General features: G+C 43.1%; 19 protein-coding genes. 13 read left to right on the forward strand and 6 right to left on the reverse strand.

What is annotated here, in order from left to right:
- The first annotated feature begins 107 nt into the window (after nt 1–107).
- The 5 genes from ACI3E5_RS14245 (at nt 108) to ACI3E5_RS14265 (ending at nt 5,123) form a co-directional block, all read left to right on the forward strand.
- Entirely contained in the window at nt 108–1,094 is a 987-nt protein-coding gene (locus tag ACI3E5_RS14245) for an aldose epimerase family protein (protein ID WP_498821973.1), read from the forward strand.
- 141 nt (nt 1,095–1,235) lie between these two features.
- Nucleotides 1,236–1,682, forward strand: coding sequence for a CopY/TcrY family copper transport repressor (locus ACI3E5_RS14250; RefSeq protein ID WP_008377382.1), 447 nt, complete (start codon nt 1,236–1,238; stop codon nt 1,680–1,682).
- Between the two features lie 37 nt (nt 1,683–1,719).
- The gene (gene copZ / locus ACI3E5_RS14255; RefSeq protein ID WP_005228873.1) at nt 1,720–1,929 is read left to right on the forward strand and encodes a copper chaperone CopZ; all 210 of its coding nucleotides are present in this window, start codon (nt 1,720–1,722) and stop codon (nt 1,927–1,929) included.
- A 126-nt stretch (nt 1,930–2,055) separates the two neighbouring features.
- Nucleotides 2,056–4,494 carry a heavy metal translocating P-type ATPase gene (locus ACI3E5_RS14260; RefSeq protein WP_498821975.1) on the forward strand — a complete coding sequence of 813 codons (2,439 nt, stop codon included), beginning with the start codon at nt 2,056–2,058 and terminating at the stop codon, nt 4,492–4,494.
- 101 nt (nt 4,495–4,595) lie between these two features.
- Nucleotides 4,596–5,123 carry a hypothetical protein gene (locus ACI3E5_RS14265; RefSeq protein WP_010749742.1) on the forward strand — a complete coding sequence of 176 codons (528 nt, stop codon included), beginning with the start codon at nt 4,596–4,598 and terminating at the stop codon, nt 5,121–5,123.
- A gap of 163 nt (nt 5,124–5,286) precedes the next feature.
- Here the strand turns inward: ACI3E5_RS14265 and ACI3E5_RS14270 are convergent, their stop codons facing one another.
- The gene (locus ACI3E5_RS14270) at nt 5,287–6,006 is read right to left on the reverse strand and encodes a DUF2087 domain-containing protein (protein ID WP_395997426.1); all 720 of its coding nucleotides are present in this window, start codon (nt 6,004–6,006) and stop codon (nt 5,287–5,289) included.
- Between the two features lie 178 nt (nt 6,007–6,184).
- On the opposite strand from ACI3E5_RS14270, the gene ACI3E5_RS14275 reads away from it, so the two are divergent.
- Nucleotides 6,185–7,354 (forward strand): pyridoxal phosphate-dependent aminotransferase, encoded by a 1,170-nt coding sequence (locus ACI3E5_RS14275; protein WP_081116389.1) that lies wholly within the window; start codon nt 6,185–6,187, stop codon nt 7,352–7,354.
- Between the two features lie 194 nt (nt 7,355–7,548).
- Nucleotides 7,549–8,457 carry a phosphate ABC transporter substrate-binding protein PstS family protein gene (locus ACI3E5_RS14280; RefSeq protein WP_016608721.1) on the forward strand — a complete coding sequence of 303 codons (909 nt, stop codon included), beginning with the start codon at nt 7,549–7,551 and terminating at the stop codon, nt 8,455–8,457.
- A 146-nt stretch (nt 8,458–8,603) separates the two neighbouring features.
- On the opposite strand, the gene pnpS is transcribed toward ACI3E5_RS14280, so the two are convergent.
- The gene (pnpS, locus tag ACI3E5_RS14285; RefSeq protein WP_395997424.1) at nt 8,604–10,340 is read right to left on the reverse strand and encodes a two-component system histidine kinase PnpS; all 1,737 of its coding nucleotides are present in this window, start codon (nt 10,338–10,340) and stop codon (nt 8,604–8,606) included.
- A complete protein-coding gene (locus tag ACI3E5_RS14290; protein ID WP_005228895.1) occupies nt 10,337–11,044 on the reverse strand; it encodes a response regulator transcription factor in 708 nt (235 codons plus the stop codon). The genes pnpS and ACI3E5_RS14290 overlap by 4 nt, the downstream gene beginning before the upstream one ends.
- 150 nt (nt 11,045–11,194) lie before the next feature.
- On the opposite strand from ACI3E5_RS14290, the gene ACI3E5_RS14295 reads away from it, so the two are divergent.
- From ACI3E5_RS14295 to ACI3E5_RS14310, 4 genes are all read left to right on the forward strand, one after another.
- Nucleotides 11,195–11,668, forward strand: a complete 474-nt coding sequence (locus ACI3E5_RS14295) for a 2-thiouracil desulfurase family protein (RefSeq protein ID WP_325844571.1) — start codon at nt 11,195–11,197, stop codon at nt 11,666–11,668.
- Nucleotides 11,658–11,996: a putative DNA-binding protein gene (locus ACI3E5_RS14300; RefSeq protein WP_005228897.1), complete on the forward strand. Its 339-nt coding sequence runs from the start codon at nt 11,658–11,660 to the stop codon at nt 11,994–11,996. Before ACI3E5_RS14295 ends, ACI3E5_RS14300 begins: the two co-directional genes overlap by 11 nt.
- A 14-nt stretch (nt 11,997–12,010) precedes the next feature.
- Nucleotides 12,011–13,429: a signal recognition particle protein gene (gene ffh, locus ACI3E5_RS14305; RefSeq protein ID WP_005228902.1), complete on the forward strand. Its 1,419-nt coding sequence runs from the start codon at nt 12,011–12,013 to the stop codon at nt 13,427–13,429.
- A 393-nt stretch (nt 13,430–13,822) separates the two neighbouring features.
- Entirely contained in the window at nt 13,823–14,023 is a 201-nt protein-coding gene (locus ACI3E5_RS14310; protein ID WP_005228904.1) for a CsbD family protein, read from the forward strand.
- 46 nt (nt 14,024–14,069) lie between these two features.
- Here ACI3E5_RS14310 and ACI3E5_RS14315 read toward each other — a convergent pair whose 3' ends face one another.
- The 3 genes from ACI3E5_RS14315 to ACI3E5_RS14325 are packed head-to-tail and all read right to left on the reverse strand — an operon-like array spanning nt 14,070 to nt 16,507.
- A complete protein-coding gene (locus tag ACI3E5_RS14315) occupies nt 14,070–15,230 on the reverse strand; it encodes an ABC transporter permease (protein WP_325844570.1) in 1,161 nt (386 codons plus the stop codon).
- A 12-nt stretch (nt 15,231–15,242) separates the two neighbouring features.
- Nucleotides 15,243–16,124 (reverse strand): ATP-binding cassette domain-containing protein, encoded by an 882-nt coding sequence (locus ACI3E5_RS14320; protein ID WP_325844569.1) that lies wholly within the window; start codon nt 16,122–16,124, stop codon nt 15,243–15,245.
- Complete coding sequence (locus ACI3E5_RS14325) at nt 16,121–16,507, reverse strand: GntR family transcriptional regulator (RefSeq protein ID WP_005228910.1); 387 nt, start codon at nt 16,505–16,507, stop codon at nt 16,121–16,123. The genes ACI3E5_RS14320 and ACI3E5_RS14325 overlap by 4 nt, the downstream gene beginning before the upstream one ends.
- 100 nt (nt 16,508–16,607) lie before the next feature.
- Between ACI3E5_RS14325 and ACI3E5_RS14330 the strand changes: the two genes are divergently transcribed.
- Complete coding sequence (locus ACI3E5_RS14330; RefSeq protein ID WP_034869182.1) at nt 16,608–17,177, forward strand: DNA-3-methyladenine glycosylase I; 570 nt, start codon at nt 16,608–16,610, stop codon at nt 17,175–17,177.
- 13 nt (nt 17,178–17,190) lie between these two features.
- The gene (locus ACI3E5_RS14335) at nt 17,191–17,724 is read left to right on the forward strand and encodes a dihydrofolate reductase family protein (protein ID WP_015510134.1); all 534 of its coding nucleotides are present in this window, start codon (nt 17,191–17,193) and stop codon (nt 17,722–17,724) included.
- Nucleotides 17,725–17,859: the final 135 nt, after the last annotated feature.

Genomic DNA, 17,859 nt, shown 5'->3' on the forward strand with positions numbered 1-17,859 from the left:
AAGCCGTTTCCTGTCGAATTCTTCCGTCTTGAATTGACGGATCTAGCCCTAAACGTCTATACTTAAAAAGAGCAGCAGACTAATCAAAGAAAGAAGGATATGAACGAATGCCAAATGTGAAACAACTGACGTCAGAAAGAATGGGAACAATTTATGAGCTTTCCAATGATAGCGGTACCATCGTAAAGCTAAGTCCTGAAGGCGCACGCTTATTGGATTGGGTCGTTCCAGTAGAAGAAGGTCGCGACATTGTGGTCGGTTATGACACGATCGAAGGACATCGCCAAGCACGTTATTATGGCGCAACGATCGGCCCTGTGGCGGGAAGGATCGCAGGTACTCGCTTTGAGATCGACGGACAAGAATACCAAACGGAAGACAATGATGGCGGCAATACGCTTCATGGCGGTTCAAAGGGGCTGGATACTGATACATGGATCACTGAAACCTATGAAGAAGCAGACAAAGCTGGGGTGATTTTTACTACCACACGGCAAGATGGCGATGGCGGGTTTCCTGGGAATGTTCGTTATCAAGTCACCTATACGTTGACGAATGACAATGAACTATTGCTTGCTTATGATGCCAACACTGACAAAGCGACTTTATTTAACCCAACGAACCACGGTTATTTCAATTTGACAGGTGATACCCAACAGCCGATCGATGACCACTTGGTTCAAATCAATGCCGAACATGTGGCTGAAACGAATGACGATGTGACGACGACCGGTGAAAAAACGCCTGTCGCAGGCACAAAGTTTGATTTTAGACAAGAACGCCCGATGGGAACGACGATGTTGGATGATCCGTTCTTATTAGACCATACGCAAGAGTGGGATCTAAAAGTAACCAGTCCCGATCAAAAAGTGCAGCTGACTGTAACTACTGACCGTCCTGCCGTTGTTATTTACACAACGGGTGAGGGAGAAGCTGGTGCATCAATGAAGACTGGTCCTTTTGCCAATCATGGCGGGATGGCGATCGAAACACAAGGTGTTCCTGGCTCTGAGAAATTTACCCACTTTGGTGAGATCGTGTTGCGTCCAGAAGAACCCTTCCACTCTGTGACGACGTATCAGGTCCACTTTTAAGCATAGGAACCAAATCATTTTTAATGAAATAGAAAAAAGCATTGTCAAAACGCAGAAAGTTTGGCGATGCTTTTTTTTGACAAAATCCGATTACAGATGTAAACTTAAAAATGTGAATCACTTATGAAAGGAAGTGGACAAATGCAATCTGTGGTCGAACCAATCAAAATCAGCGATTCTGAATGGGAAGTCATGCGTGTGATCTGGACATTAGGACAATCTGACGCGAAAGAGATCACCGCTTTATTGAGCGAAAATAAAAATTGGAAAGCAGCAACGGTCAAGACGCTTTTAGGACGACTCGTCAAAAAAGGCGTATTGAAAACAGAAAGCCAAGGGAAAAAATTTGTTTATTCGCCGCTTGTTTCCGAAGAAGCAACCGTTCGCAGCGCAGCTGAGAATCTTTTTTCTCATATTTGTGCCAAAAAAGTTGGGCAGACATTAGCAGAAATGATCCAAGAAGCAGCATTGACGGCAGAAGATTTGGCGATGCTCCAAGCAGCAGTCGACCAAAAAGTGCCAGTAGCAGCGATCTCATGTAATTGTATTCCTGGTCAGTGCCAATGCAAAACCCATGCAACAAAATAAGTAGCCAACGAACTGTTAAAAGAAATGAGGAATCGTAATGAAAAAAAACATGCAAATCAGCGGAATGAATTGTGCCCATTGTGCTGCAAAAGTTGAAAAAGCGCTTAGTGAAGTACCGGGTGTGAAAAAAGCCAAAGTGGACTTGAAAAAAGCTCGCGGAACAGTCAAGTTTGACGAGTCGCAAGTGACAGAAACAGCCTTAGTCAATGCGGTCACCGAAGCGGGTTATCAAGGGGTATTTGAGTAAGCAATGGAATTGCTAAAGTGAAAATGAAAAATCAAAACAAATGAAAAGTGTCCAGCCGCTTGAAGCTTTTGTATGAAGGAGCAAGACTGTACGCACATTCAGTGAAATAGGAAGGGGAATACTAGGATGAATCAGAAAAAAACGTCTTCCGCAAGTAGTAGTCAGACGTCAAGCCATCATAGGCATGAACCTGCTTTGAATGAGCGGGATAATGGTACACAGGGAAAAGAGCAACATGCGCAATCACAAGTGACAGAAGTCCCTGAGCCTAGCCATGAGATGAATGGGATGGATCATCACAAGGCGACATCAAAACAGCAGGAGCATGAAAGCTCCGATAGTAACCATGGTCCTATGGATCATGAAGTGTCCAGCATGGACTATAGCCATAAGGGCCATGAGATATCTGGCATGGATCACGGCCACAAGGACCATGAGATGTCTGGCATGAACCATAGTCACATGAATCATGAGATGTCTGGCATGGAACATAGTCACAAGGACCATGAGATGTCTGGTATGAATCATAGTCACATGAATCATGAGATGTCTGGTATGGATCATAGTCATATGGATCATGGAATGGGTGGCATGGATCATAGTATGCATATGGGAAATTTTAAGCAAAAGTTTTGGCTATCCTTGGTTTTGGCGATTCCAATCGTCATTTTATCACCAATGATGGGCATTGAATTGCCCTTTCAGTTCACGTTTCCTGGCTCAGATTGGGTCGTATTGCTTTTAGGAACGATCCTGTTTTTCTATGGAGGGCAGCCGTTTTTAAGTGGTGCGAAAATGGAATTGAAACAAAAAAGCCCAGCCATGATGACGTTGATTGCTATGGGGATCACGGTTTCTTATTTTTATAGTCTTTACGCGTTTATCGCCAATCATTTTCTCGCTGTTCCTCATGTAATGGATTTCTTCTGGGAACTAGCGACTTTGATCGTGATCATGTTGTTGGGCCATTGGATCGAGATGAATGCCGTTTCTAATGCTGGCAATGCATTACAGAAATTAGCAGAACTATTGCCAAAAGAAGTGATTCGGAAAAATGCGGATGGATCAGAAGAACAGATTCCATTAGAAGAAGTGACCAACAAAACACAGTTGATCGTTCGCTCAGGAGATAAGATTCCTACCGACGGAACGATCCTTGAAGGAGAAACAACAATCGATGAGTCGGCAGTGACTGGTGAATCCAGACGGGTACCTAAAACCGTCGGCAGTACTGTCATTGGAGGATCTGTCAACGGCAATGGTACCATCACGATGGAAGTCACAGGAACTGGGGAAGACAGCTACTTAGCGAAAGTCATGGAAATGGTGCGAAAAGCCCAAGCAGATAAATCCCGCTTAGAAGCACTTTCGGACAAAGTGGCAAAATGGCTGTTTTATATTGCGTTAGTTGCTGGTGTCTTGGCATTTGCTGTATGGCTGTTTGTTGCTGACCTACCGACTGCTCTTGATCGAATGGTCACGGTATTCGTCATTGCCTGTCCCCATGCGTTAGGGCTAGCGATTCCCCTCGTGGTTGCTCGCTCGACATCGATCGCTGCCAAAAATGGCTTGCTCTTAAAAAATCGCAACGCACTGGAGAATGCGCATCATGTTGATTATCTGATCCTCGATAAGACCGGTACGTTAACAGAAGGAACGTTTACCGTAACTGGCATCGAGGCGACAGGCAGTCTTTCTGCATCAGAAGTACTAGCTTACCTAGCAGGTCTTGAGAAAACCGCCAATCATCCGATCGCAGAAGGTATTTTAGCCCAAGCTGAAAAGGAAAACATCACAGCCAAAAAGGCGACTGATGTTCAAACAAGGACAGGGATTGGTCTGGAAGGCGTGATCGATGGACAGAAGTGGGTGATCGTCAATCAAAAAGGATTGGAGCAATTAGCCATTCAGTATCAAGGGAACTCCTTGGAAAATTATCAAGAACAGGGCAATACCATCAGCTATTTGGTTCATGACGGCAAAGTGGAAGGAATCGTCGCATTAGGGGATAAGGTGAAACCAGAAGCGAGTCAATTTATTCAAAAAGTGAAAGACTTAGGCATCACACCAGTTATGGCTACTGGAGACAACCAAGAAGCGGCGCAAGCCGTAGCCGATTACCTAGGAATCGAAGCCTTCCATGCGGCAATGTTGCCAGACGATAAAGAACGTCTAGTCAGTGACTATGTCAAAGAGGGCAAGCGCGTCGTAATGGTAGGCGATGGGATCAATGACGCCCCAAGTCTTGCAAGAGCGACGATCGGGATTGCGATCGGAGCGGGTACCGATGTAGCGATCGATTCAGCCGATGTCGTTTTGACGAATAGCGAACCTCAAGACATCTTGCACTTCTTGACTTTGGCGAAAAAAACAAGACGCAAGATGATTCAAAATCTCTGGTGGGGCGCAGGATACAATATTTTTGCCATTCCTTTGGCAGCTGGCGTCCTCGCACCGATCGGGATCATTTTGAACCCAGCAGTCGGAGCTGTCTTGATGTCTATGAGCACGATCATCGTTGCCATCAATGCAATGACCTTATCAATCGAAAAAAGCGGCGATTAGCCGCTTTTTTGTTTCTTTTCCTAGGAGCAGTGAAATACCTCTATAATCTGCTTCTGGATTTATGCTATAATGTGTTCGTTGAGACAAGGAGGACGTTGATTATGGAACTGAAGAAATTGGATGTTCCCACTACTTCAATTACTGAAGTAAAAAAATCTCCGATGGATGTATTTAATCAAGCGCGAGAAGCAGGAACAGCAGTATATGTATTCAATCGTGAAAAAGTGGCGGGGGTCATGTTGACACAAGAGCAGTATGAAACGTTATTGCAGGAATTAGATTATTTGCGTCAGCGACCGATGATGGAAGAAGAACCCGAACAGCCGCCAGTGGCAGGGCTAGAGGAATTCTTACAAATCATGCGGCAAGCGCTGATCACCGGTGCGAGCATCTCGGCAAAAAATTTAGATGAGCGAATGGTGGCGTTAGGGTTCATCACTCGTAAAACTGGTTTTGGCGGTGTCGTTGACATGGTGAACGAATTGAAAGAAACAGGCAAGATCGTTTACCAGCTACGTAAAAAACAAGATGGTAAATCGGTGACCGCTGAAGTCATTGGAGAACAAGACAATCAAACGCAATTATTTGATAAATTGATCATCAAAAAAATCTTTCTAAAAGAAAAATAAACGCTGGAACTTGTCCCAGCGTTTCAGACGGTAGACAAAGTACGGATGTGTTCGTACTTTGTCTTTTTTTCTATAAAATACTGGAGCTTGTTAATTTTTTTAAAACTGTGAAAGATATTGCTCATCCAACCAACAAAAGTTCCAGCCAGTTACAGACTAGGTTTTAAGTCAGCCAGTAAGTTTTCCCGTCTTTCGTCCGTTGCATAAATCCGTATTCGATCAAATAACGTCGGACAGTGACGTAATCGGTGATTGCTTGCTTTAATACATCGTTGACGGCAGCTTCTGAATAATTTTTCTTCGGATCAAATTTTTGTGCCAGTACACTCAAGACAACGATCTTGCGCTTTTCTTTGCTGGGAAACTGTTTGATAAACCCCGTTTCATCAAAATAAGTAGCAATGATCTTTTCTCTTTCACTAGCCGTAATGGCATAGCGATCATCAAGCATCGTCGCCCCTTTGTGAGGCGGCAGCAACGGGGTATCTTGCAACAAGGACATGATACTTAAAAAAACAGTCGCTTGTCGCTGTTTTTCTTTTAGTTTAAAGCGATGATTCCTGACGGTCGAAGAAGAGATACCTAAGCGCTGGGCAATCACAGTATCGCTAACATCTTGGGCAAACAGTTGTAAAATCTCCTGTTGGCTCTCTGATAAGCCTGTTTGTTCTTTGGGTAAAGCCAACAATGCGGATAAAACGGTTCCGTGATGCTCAGTGATATGCTGCATCATTCGTTTTTTTGCTGTAAAAAAGGCGCCATCAACGGGATAGATTTCTTCTTTGTCGAAGGTCTCCTGACAAAAGACGCAACAATAATCCGTTGGTGTTGCGACATATCCTTGCTGATAATCAGAAAGGGTAAACTCTTGATAAGGTTTCATTTTGGATTCTCCTTTTGTTGTTTAGATATATACTAACATAATTTGGATTTGTTTGTAAATAAGCAAACGGATTTATCGTTATTAGATTAATTTCATCCGTTGCTTAAAATCGTCGCCTTTTTGTGTTAGGATTAACAACAATAGCGAATGAATTTGCTTAATTCAAAGGAGTGATACTATGGCAGACGTAAGCCAACGCTTCAATCATGAAGTGTACAATATAGCTGTTTCATTGATTCGTAAATTTGATGAACGGGTTTCTTCAATTCCTGATATTTTAAAGTTAACGTTAGGCGAGCCGGATTTCAACACACCGGAGCACGTGAAAAAATCGGGTGTCCAAGCAATCGAACAAAATTTCAGCCACTATTCTGGAATGGCAGGCTTAGCAGATGTTCGGCAAGCAGCCAGTCTCTTTTTGAAAAATAAATATCAGCTTGATTACGACTTTCAATCAGAAGTATTAGTGACGATCGGTGCAACGGAAGCAATCTCAGCTTCGTTATTAGCTACGTTAGAACCTGGTGATAAAGTGATTTTACCAGCACCAATTTATCCAGGCTATGAACCAGTCATCCATTTAGCTCATGCCAAACCGATTTATCTTGATACGACGGATAATGACTTTGTTTTAGCGCCAGAAGTTTTGGAAGCAGCCTTAAAAGAACATGGGGAGCAAGTCAAGGCAGTCATTTTAAATTATCCTAGCAATCCAACAGGGGTCGTTTATACCCGAGAACAAGTCAAAGCATTGGCAGAAGTTTTAGAAAAATACCCCGTTTTTGTTATTAGCGATGAAATTTATAGTGAGTTGACTTATGATGAAACCCACGTATCCATTGCTGAATACTTGCGGGATCAAACGATCGTGATCAATGGCTTGTCGAAATCACACGCGATGACTGGTTGGCGCGTCGGCTTCATTTTTGCACCAGCAGCGTTGACTGCTCAGATCATTAAGGTCCACCAATACTTAGTGACCGCGGCATCAACGATTTCTCAAAAAGCCGCAGTGCGGGCATTGATCGAAGGCATCAACGATGCAGAAGTCATGAAAGCCGATTACCGTGAACGCCGAGATTACTTGTTTGAAAAGATGACTGCCCTTGGTTTTGAAATGGCGAAGCCATCTGGTGCATTCTACATTTTTGCCAAAATACCAGCAGGTTTCAACCAAGATTCCATGGCTTTTTGTGTCGACTTAGCCGAAAAGAATCAATTAGCAATCATTCCAGGGATCGCCTTTGGTCCCGAAGCAGAAGGCTATGTTCGTTTAAGCTATGCGGCAAGTATGGAAAACTTGGTGGAAGCGATGGATCGCTTGACACGCTATATGCAAAGCAATTGATTCTACAAACGTTTCTTTCGTTCATAAGTGTTAGATAAAGTAAGCCCCCTCTGATGGATGCAGCGGGGGCTTTTTTAGGCAATCGACAAACTTTACAAAAGATTTACATCGCTTTATCGATTCTTTACATGAAATCCATCAAGGGTTTACACCGCCTTGCTAAACTAAGCATATAACGAAAGGAGATTTACTAAATGAAAAAATTGGGACTTTTATTTTTTGCAACTGGATTATTATTAGCTGGCTGTGGGAGCGGTGGCGCAAGCACTGAGAGCAGTCAAGCATCAGGCGGATCTTCATCAGGTGCCGCATCAAATGAAAATGTAGAAATTTTAGCTGTGGGCTCAACGGCATTGCAACCCTTGGTTGAAGCAGCAGGTGAAAGCTTCTCAGCAGACAATCCCAATTATACAATTACGGTTCAAGGTGGCGGCAGCGGAACTGGCTTAAGTCAAGTAGAAGCAGGCGCGGTGACGATCGGCAATTCCGATGTGTTTGCGGATGAAAAAGATGGTGTGGATGCTAGCAAATTAGTTGACCATAAAGTAGCCGTAGTTGGTATGGCACCAGTGGTAAATAAAGACGCAGGCGTTACGGACCTTAGCCAACAAGATTTAATCGATATTTTTACAGGCAAAGTGAAGAATTGGTCTGAACTAGGCGGAGCAGATCAAGAAATCTCTGTAATCAACCGCGCATCAGGCAGCGGTACGAGAGCGACCTTTGAAAAATGGGGCTTAGATGGTGCAGAGACGATCCAAACACAAGAGCAAGATTCTTCTGGAACAGTCCGTAAAATCGTTGCTGAAACACCAGGAGCAATCAGCTACCTTGCTTTATCCTATTTGGACGATTCGATCCAAGCGCTATCTCTTGATGGGGTAGAAGCGACTCCTGAAAATATTGCAGATAACAAATGGCCAATCTGGTCTTACGAGCATATGTACACGAACGGCGAGCCAGATGCAAACGTCAAAGCCTTTCTTGATTACATCATGACAGACGATGTCCAACAAGGAATCGTTATCGAATTAGGTTACTTGCCAATCACTGATATGAAAGTAGAACGCAGTGTAGACGGCGAAGTAACGAATGTTGAATAGTGAAATGACCGAAGAAGGAGAATGCTCCTTCTTTTTTTTGTTTAAAGCATCAAGAAGATGCTATTGGCTGGTGCTTCATTTGGTAATGAAAAACAACTACAAAAACAGCCGATAACAATTATTCACCTGTTATCGGCTGTTTTTTATCAATAATCATCTTTTTCATGAAGCGGCAAAGTCACCGTAAAGGTAGAACCAATTTTGGGGAAACTGTCAACCTTGATGCTGCCACCTAATAATTTGGTATAGTCTTTAACGATAGCCAGCCCAAGTCCAGTGCCGCCAGAATTGCGGGCGCGGGCTTTGTCCACCCGATAAAACCGCTCAAAAATCCGTTCCTGATCTTCTTCATCGATGCCGATGCCTTGATCCTGCACTTGAAATAACAGCTGGTCGTCTTGCTCTGAATAGGATAATGTGATGACACCACCAGGTTTTGAATAGGTGACAGCATTTTCTACCAGATTTTTTACGATGGGCTGCAGCAGCTCTTTTTTGGTAGATAAAATGAAGGGTTCGGGTCCTTCAAATTGAAAGGTCAATTGCTTCATACCAGCTGCGGGACCATAGGTTTGAACGACTTGTTGCAGCAGCTTAGAAAAGTTGATCGGTTGGTCGACATACTGGAAAGAATCACTGTCTTGAGACAGTTGGATGATATCTTGTATTAGATTTTTCAAGCGATAAGCATCTTTTTGAATGATCTCTAAAAAGGTCTGCAATGTTTCTGGGTCTTCTTTGGCGCCGTCCAGCAGTGTTTCGGTAAACCCAATCAAGGAAGTTACCGGCGTTTTTAATTCATGGGAAACATTGCCGACAAAATCTTTTTGCATTTTTTCTAATTGTCGGATGCGCGTCAAGTCATAAGAAATACCAATCAACTGGTTTTCTTGGAAGCTTCGCAAGGTAACATCCAAGACTTTTGAACGTTCCCCGCTAAGGGTGGTTTCCGCATGGAAAATAGGGGTCTCGTCGTTAAATTGATAGATCAATTGGATCAGTTGTGTGTCATGAATCACTTCAGTGAAGGGCTGCGGCAAGGTTGGCGCAGTTTCCATCCCCAACTGTTCTTGCATCGTCGGATTCAACAGCAGCAGTTGATTTTCTTCATTAATGATAAAGACACCGATCATCAGTTCACTGAGCAAGCCGTACAGCTGTTGTTCAGATGCCGCATAGGCACGATAGGTCTGGCTCATTTGTTCGCTCAGCTGATTGATCAGTTGATACAACTCGTCATGTTCAGGGGTTTCTTGCATAATGATTGCTTGTTGATCGGGCGAGGTGATCATTTTTTTTACGACGGGCAGAATCGTTTGGATTGGACGATTCCGCTGACGCAGCGTGTGAAAAATCAGCAGGCTGATCAAGAAACAAAAGACAAGATAGACAATCAAGATCGATTGCTTGATTCCTTGGTTTTTCGCAAAAAAAGCAGCAGTCGGTTCTGCGATCCGCAAGATTTGAGTTAAGTTTCCATCTTCTTTGACAGGAATCGCCACGTAAAGCAATTCTTCATGCAAGGTGTCGCTTTCCCGCAACGATTGACCAACGGCGCTTCCGCGCAAAACGGCTTGAACTTCTGGACGATCGGAGCGGTTTTCATGGAGGGTATGATCATAAGTGTCGAAAATGATTTGGCCTTGATCATCTAACAAAGTGATGCGGCTATTGCTATCTTGAACATAGGCATCGGCAAATTGTTCGAGCGCTGCGGTTTGGTTATCTGAGAGATTCAAAAACACAGCGGCTTTCTCTTGCAGAAAATCCACTTGCTGGGCGATGACTTGCTGACGGTAAAAACTGCTTAGAACTTGCCAACACAGGAAAAAAATCAGCAATAGACCGATTGACCATAAACCATAGCCATAGCGTTTTTTCATTGGGTCGGCTCCTGAAATTTATACCCAAATCCTCGAACGGTCACCAAGTATTCTGGACGCTTTGGATCAGCTTCCAATTTTTCTCTTAAATGACTGATGTGAACATCCACGATGCGACTTTGTCCATCAAAGTCAAAATTCCAAATACGATTGAGTAAGGTATCGCGATCGATCACGCGGCCTTTACGTTTCATAAAGTAAACCAGCAGCTCGAACTCTTTCGGGGTCAGGAAGATTTTCTCCCCATCCACACTGACCTGGAAATTGGTCAGATCGGCTTGAATTCCGCCGATTTGCAAGATTTCTGCAGGTTGATCTTCTTCTCGTGCTTGTTGACGAGGTTCTAAGCGACGGAAGATGGCCTTCATTCGAGCCAATACTTCTCGAGGGCTGAAGGGTTTCGTCAAGTAGTCGTCAGCGCCGATCTCTAAGCCCAAGATCCGGTCGATCGGATCATCTTTTGCAGTCAAGACGAGGATCGGTGTCTCGATTTTTTCTTGACGTAATTTCTTTGTGATTTCGATGCCGTCCAAATTCGGCAGCATGACATCCAAGATGATAAAGTCAAAAGGTTTTGACAACGCCAAGTCGAAGGCTTTTTGACCATCTGAGGCGGAAACGACTTGGTAGCCCTCTTTTTCTAAATTAAAGGTTAAAAGTGTGACGATTGAAGGTTCATCATCGACAACGAGTATTTTTTTCATGATAGACTCCTTTCGTTTCTTTTTTTCAAGAAACGATTAAATTTCAACGAACAAGTCCTATTTTAGCATGAATAGACAATTGGTACTATTGCAACCACTAAATAAATGCTATAATAAAGGACGATTTCATAGGAAAGCTGAGGGTGCTAAATGATTGGAATCAGTGCGTGTCTAGGCGGTGCCCTTTGCCGCTACGATGGAAAACATCAAGCAGTACCACAATTGATCGAACTTGTTCGTGCGGGTCAAGCCATGATGGTCTGTCCAGAAGTTCTCGGCGGCTTGCCGATTCCACGTGAACCGGCCGAAATCGTCGGTGGCGATGGGTTGGATGTTTGGGCGCAGCGAGCGAAGGTCGTCACCATTTCAGGAGAAGACGTGACGGAACAATTTACTAAAGGCGCGAAAATTGCTTATCAAAAATTGCAAGAGCAAGGCATCACCCAACTGATCTTAAAAGAGAAAAGTCCCTCTTGTGGCAGTCAGACGATTTATGATGGCAATTTTTCTGGAATCAAAAAAACAGGGGTCGGTGTCGCTTGTGCCTATTTTCGACAACAAGGCATGACTGTTTTGTCCGATGTCGAATGGCTTGCAAAACAGGAGGAAGCAAATGGAAATTGAAAAGACCAATCGCATGAATGCGTTGTTTGAGTTTTATTCCACGTTATTGACGGAAAAACAGATGAATTACATGGAATTGTATTACGCAGATGATTTTTCTCTAGGAGAAATCGCTGAAGAGTATCAAGTAAGCCGTCAAGCAGTCTATGACAACATCAAACGCACCGAACGTATTTTAGAAGACTATGAAAAAAAACTACATATGTTTTCGGATTATATCATGCGGGAAGACTTGCTGGATCAGCTAAGCGAGTATACGAAAACCCACTATCCAAAAGACGAAACCTTACAGGGGTTTATTCAACAGCTCCAAGAAATTGAAGAATAAAGGAATGAAAAAAAATGGCATTTGAAAGTTTAACTGAACGCCTCCAGCAGGCAATGAGCAAACTGCGCAGAAAAGGAAAAGTATCTGAAGCAGATGTAAAAGAAATGATGCGTGAGATTCGTCTAGCTTTATTAGAAGCCGACGTCAATCTGCAAGTTGTAAAAGAGTTTACCAAAAATGTCCGTGAACGGGCAGTGGGGGTAGAAGTATTAGAAAGCCTATCTCCAGCGCAACAAATCGTTAAGATCGTTGATGAAGAATTAACCAAAACATTAGGATCAGAAACAGTTGGGATCGAAAAATCACCGAAGATCCCAACGATCATCATGATGGCTGGTTTGCAAGGGGCAGGGAAAACCACCTTTGCTGGGAAATTAGCCAACCATTTGATCAAAACCGAAAACGCACGTCCATTAATGATCGCTGGTGACGTGTACCGACCAGCTGCGATCGACCAGTTGAAAGTATTAGGTCAGCAATTGGATGTACCTGTTTTTGATATGGGAACTGATGTCAGCCCAGTTGAAATCGTCCGCCAAGGATTGGCTTTGGCTCGGGAAAAGAAAAATGACTACGTTTTGATCGATACGGCGGGTCGTTTGCATATCGACGAAAACTTGATGGAAGAGCTAAAACAAATCAAGGACTTGGCACAGCCAAATGAAATTTTACTGGTAGTAGATGCGATGACAGGACAAGATGCTGTCAACGTGGCGGAAAGCTTCAATCAACAACTGGGGATCACAGGGGTAGTCATCACCAAACTAGATGGCGATACTCGTGGCGGGGCGGCATTGTCGATTCGTCAAGTCACGGGCGCTCCAATCAAGTTCACTGGTACCGGTGAAAAATTGACCGACCTTGAAGTATTCCATCCAGATCGGATGTCTAGTCGGATTCTCGGTATGGGTGATATGCTGACTTTGATCGAAAAAGCACAGCAAGATTACGACGAGAAAAAAGCAGAAGAACTTGCTCAAAAAATGAAGGAAAACTCCTTCGACTTCAATGACTTTGTCGAACAGATCGATCAAGTTATGGGCATGGGCCCAATTGAAGATCTCTTAAAAATGATTCCGGGAATGAGTCAAATGCCTGGTATCGAAAATGTCAAAGTTGATCCGAAACAAATTGCTCGACAAAAAGCCATGGTTTATTCTATGACACCAGCTGAACGGGAAAATCCTGATTTGTTAAATCCAAGCCGTCGCCGCCGTATTGCTGCTGGTTCTGGAAACAGTGTCGTCGAAGTCAACCGTATGATCAAACAATTCAAAGAATCTCGCAAAATGATGCAGCAAATGAGTAAAGGGAATATGAACATTCCTGGCATGGATCAAATGTTTGGCGGCGGTGTCAAAGGGAAACTTGGAAAAATGGCCATGAACCGCATGGTCAAGAAACAAAAGAAGAAAAAGAAAAAACGCAAATAATCGTTTCACACTGATAGGAACTGAGAACTGAACCTTATCTTTGTGTAATTAAAAAACATGGTCTGAAAAGGCACCAAATCGAGAAGCTGTACCTGCTGATTCTAGCAACTGCAGCTCCTCAGATTGTCTTCTTCAGGTCATGCTTTTTTATGCTCACAGCGTCCTCTTTAAATGAACTCCTTCGAAGAACATCAAATAAAACATCTAGAGAACATCCTTTTTTATAGAGAAAGCCAGCTTTCTACCGAATATCTCAAATCGTCCAAGAGTCAAAAATAGCGATCAACTATCGTTGCGGACAACTCTAAGAATAGGATAGAAGCAGAACATTCGTGCTTTCTGTTAAATGGTGCTACTATTAAGTTATAGCAAGTATGAAAGGAGTTTTTTACGATGACAAACAAAGATCGCATTGAAGGAAAAGTAACCGAAACAAAAGGGAAACTTACAGGAGATGACTCCGAAGAATTAAAAGGCAAAACCCAAAATAAATATGGGAAAGCCAAAGATAAGGTTGAAGATTTTGCGGATGATGTTTCTCGTAAAGTAAATGACTTCTTTGACAAAAAAGACGACGACAAACCTAGACATTAAACTTAAAAGCATCCCTGCAACATGTTCTTGTTGCAGGGATGCTTTTTTATAGTCCACTGATTTGTTTGTTTTTTCGTTTGTACCACCAATTCATCAGCGCTTTAGGATAGACAAGCAGCAAACTGATGAATAAGCAGGCAACCAGTAATAAACCGAGCCGAAGGGCGATGTTCCAAAGACTGACATCATACCCCTCATAAAGATTACGGTAAAAAATTTCTAGTGGGTAATAAGAAATCATGGATAAATAGAACCAAGTTCCCAAAGAAAGCAGCCAATAAACTGGTGCGCGCAATTTAGGGATCGTTATATAATCACCGTCATTTTCTAAAGAGATTTTCGAGAACACTTTTTCGGCAGCAAGAATCAGCAAGCCGCTCAAGCCGAGGTAAAGGAGCAGCAGCCACCAAGGGTAGACATATCCTTGCGGCCAATCGATCCAGGTTTGAAAAGGAATCAGAAAATCCCCATGACCAAGAAACACAAAACTAAAAAACTCGCGGGTACATTGGAAAAAGCTATACCCCATTGATCCTAGCGAAATAGTGAAGAAAATCGAGAGCACGCCAGTAAACAGATTCCCCAGCAAAACGCCTAACAAGAGACCTGCAGCAAATACTAGCAGATTCGTTGCTAAGGTACTAAGGGCAGAAAGCAGCACGTCTTGAAGCGGCACAGCGAGATAGCGAGCTGGGATCATCGTGTATTCGATCAGGATATGACCTAACAGACCCAACACTAAACAAGCGGTCAAGGGTAAGCCGATAAAAAGCAGTTTCTTGTGAAAGACGTGCTTTCTGCTAAAGGGTAAGGCAAATAAAAAGCGATTGAAATTGGTGCGGCCATCGACAAAAAAGGATAAGAAGCCCCAAATAAACAAGAAGACAATCACAAATTGATTCATGGTGGTCATATAAGGGCGATTGTAATAAATCTCATCAGGGGACTCATTGCTGATCGTCAATACCGCATCGCGGTATTCTGTTGCCGAATCAAAGTAAACCGGGGTTTCACCCTTGTAGCTTTTGACATAGTACTCTCGATTTTCGTTGAAATCTTTGATAAATTCTTCAGATGTCAAATAGCGTTCTTGCTGATGCCAGGCTTTTTGTGATTGCCAGCCATCACCAAGATACATTAAGAGTAAGACAAAACAAAAGCCGATCAGCAGCTTGCCGTAGCGTTCTTTAAATATATTGCTTAACATCGTTTTCCACCTCTATCCTTCCACTAATGCCTCTTGTCGTAAATTTGCTTCAAACAGATCTTCCAAGGTCAAGGGCAATTCTTCGAAAACCAAAGGATCAAGCTGCTGGATCTCAGCCGCCAGCTCTTTTGTGTAATTGTCAAACAAAGCGGTCAAGACTCGGCCTTGTTTTTGAATCAGCTTGGAGCGCTGCTTGATAAGGGGAGGAATCTGCTTGCTGCGAAAGACGAGTTGAAGTTTGCGAGATTGTTCGCGAATCGTTTCCAAACGGTAGTCTCCTTCAATCGTTTTCCCTTTGATCAACAAGGCACGATCAATAATATGCTCTAATTCATTTAGATTATGGGAAGCGATCAATGCGGTACGATTCGACTCACTGAGGCTTTCCAGCAATAGTCCGATCACTTTTTTTCGGACGATCACATCAAGCCCATCAAAAGGTTCGTCTAACAGTAAGAACGTCGCATTTGAAGCGATCGCTAGAATTATCTTATAAAGACCTTGCATTCCTTTTGACATTCGCCGGTAAGAAAGCGTTAGCGGCAGACCATGGCTTTGCATCAATTCTAAATAAAGATTTTGATCAAAATTCGGATAAGCAAGCCGATAAAATTGATTGATTTTTTTTAACGAGTAGGCAGCCAGAAAGTTTTCTTTTTCATCGATATAAAAAAGCTGTTCTTTTAATTCCGGGTGCTGATCCAGGCGTTGGTTATCGATCGAAATCTCGCCATCATCTAGTAAATAATGTCCAGCGACCGTCCGAAACAGCGTGGTTTTCCCAGAACCATTGCGGCCGATCAATCCTACGAGTTCTCCTTTTTCCAAAGAGAAGTTCACGTTTTCTAAGATAATTGTTTGTTCCATTTTCTTGGTCACATGTTCGATCTTCACTGTGGATCGCCTCCTAACTCTTGTTCAAAGCCATTCATCCAATCGCTCAGCTCACGCATGCTGATCTGTAAATGGCGTGCTTCGATCACCAATTCTTTCAAACGTTCTTTCACTTGTAAGATCCGAATCTCATCGCGTGGCAGATCCTCAGTAACTTTCACAAAGGTGCCTTTTCCTTTGATGGTGACAAGCACTTGCTCATTTTCCAATACTTTGTAGGCTTTGCTGACGGTATTTGGATTCATCAACAGGTGCTTGGCCATTTCACGAACCGAAGGCACTTGGTCTCCAGCGGTTAGAACACCGTTCAGAATATCTTCTTTGATACTTAAAACCAATTGCTCATAGTAAGGTTTGCTGCTGGCTTTGTTAATGCGAACCACAAAATCAGCTCCTTTCATTTATGTGTACTAGTATACGTAGTACACTAGTGGAAGTAAAGTCTTTTATGATAAAATAAACAAAAAGGAGCTGATGAGGACAATGGAACGATGTGAGTGGGCCAACAGTACACCAGCGATGCAGGAGTATCATGATACAATCTGGGGGAAACCTGAGTATGAGGATCAGCAGTTGTTTCGAAAATTGGTGTTAGATATGAATCAAGCAGGGTTGAGCTGGCAAACGATTTTAAATAAAATGGCGAATTTTGATGCGGCGTATGATCAGTTTGAAATCACCAAAGTAGCGAACTATACGGAAGAAAAAGTGGAAGAACTGATGATGAATCCAGGCATCATCCGCAATCGGCGAAAGATTGAAGCGGCGATCAGCAATGCCCAAGAAGTTTTAAAAATCCAGCAAGAATATGGTAGTTTCTCCGCATTCTTGTGGCGATATGTCGATCATCAGCCGATCATTAATGAATTTGAGCAGCAATCCGATGTACCGACCCATTCGGAAATCTCTGATCAGCTAGCGAAAGATTTGAAAAAGCGAGGGTTTAAATTTGTCGGAACGACCATTATTTACGCCTTTATGGAAGCTGTCGGCATGGTCAACGATCATTTAGTCACTTGTGTTTGTCGAACATCAGCAGCAAACAAAGAATAAAGGAGCGAGCATAATGGGAAAAGTGATATTCTATGGTGCGATCAGCCTCGATGGCTATTTAGCAGGTCTGAAGGATCAACTGGACTGGCTGTTTCAAACCGATACCGGTGTCGCCACGACTTATGAAGCATTTTTTGCAACCATCGATGCGACAGTGATGGGGAGAAAGACCTATCAAGAAGCAAAAAAACTTATGGATGGTGGACTGTTGTATCCCGAAACGACAAACTATGTTTTTTCCCGAACACAAAAAGAACCGTTGCCAGATGCAACGCTAGTGTCAACGGATCCAGTGGCATTTGTTTCAGCATTAAAACAAGAGGAAAACGTATGGGTAGTAGGGGGAGGTTCCTTATTAAAACCATTGCTGGAAGCTGATTTGATCGATGAATGGTTTATTCAAATCGCGCCGGTGTTTTTAGGAGAAGGCAAGCGACTGTTTGAACCGGGGGAATATTCGAGACGCTTGACGTTTGTTGAAACAAAACAGATGGGGGAACTGACAGAACTCCATTTTGTCCGAAAGTCTGTGTCAGGCAGCGAGTAAAAAGCGCAAACGATTATTCTTCACAGTAAAAAAGACCAAGAAACTTAGTGCCGAGTTTTGTAGTGACCCCAAAAAGTTAGACTTTTATGGAGTGGAGAAATCCACTCCTTTTTTGTACGATAAAATTAACTGTTA

It is taken from the genome of Candidatus Enterococcus avicola (genome assembly GCF_047470845.1).
In the GTDB taxonomy this organism is placed as follows: Bacteria; Bacillota; Bacilli; order Lactobacillales; family Enterococcaceae; genus Enterococcus_D; species Enterococcus_D casseliflavus.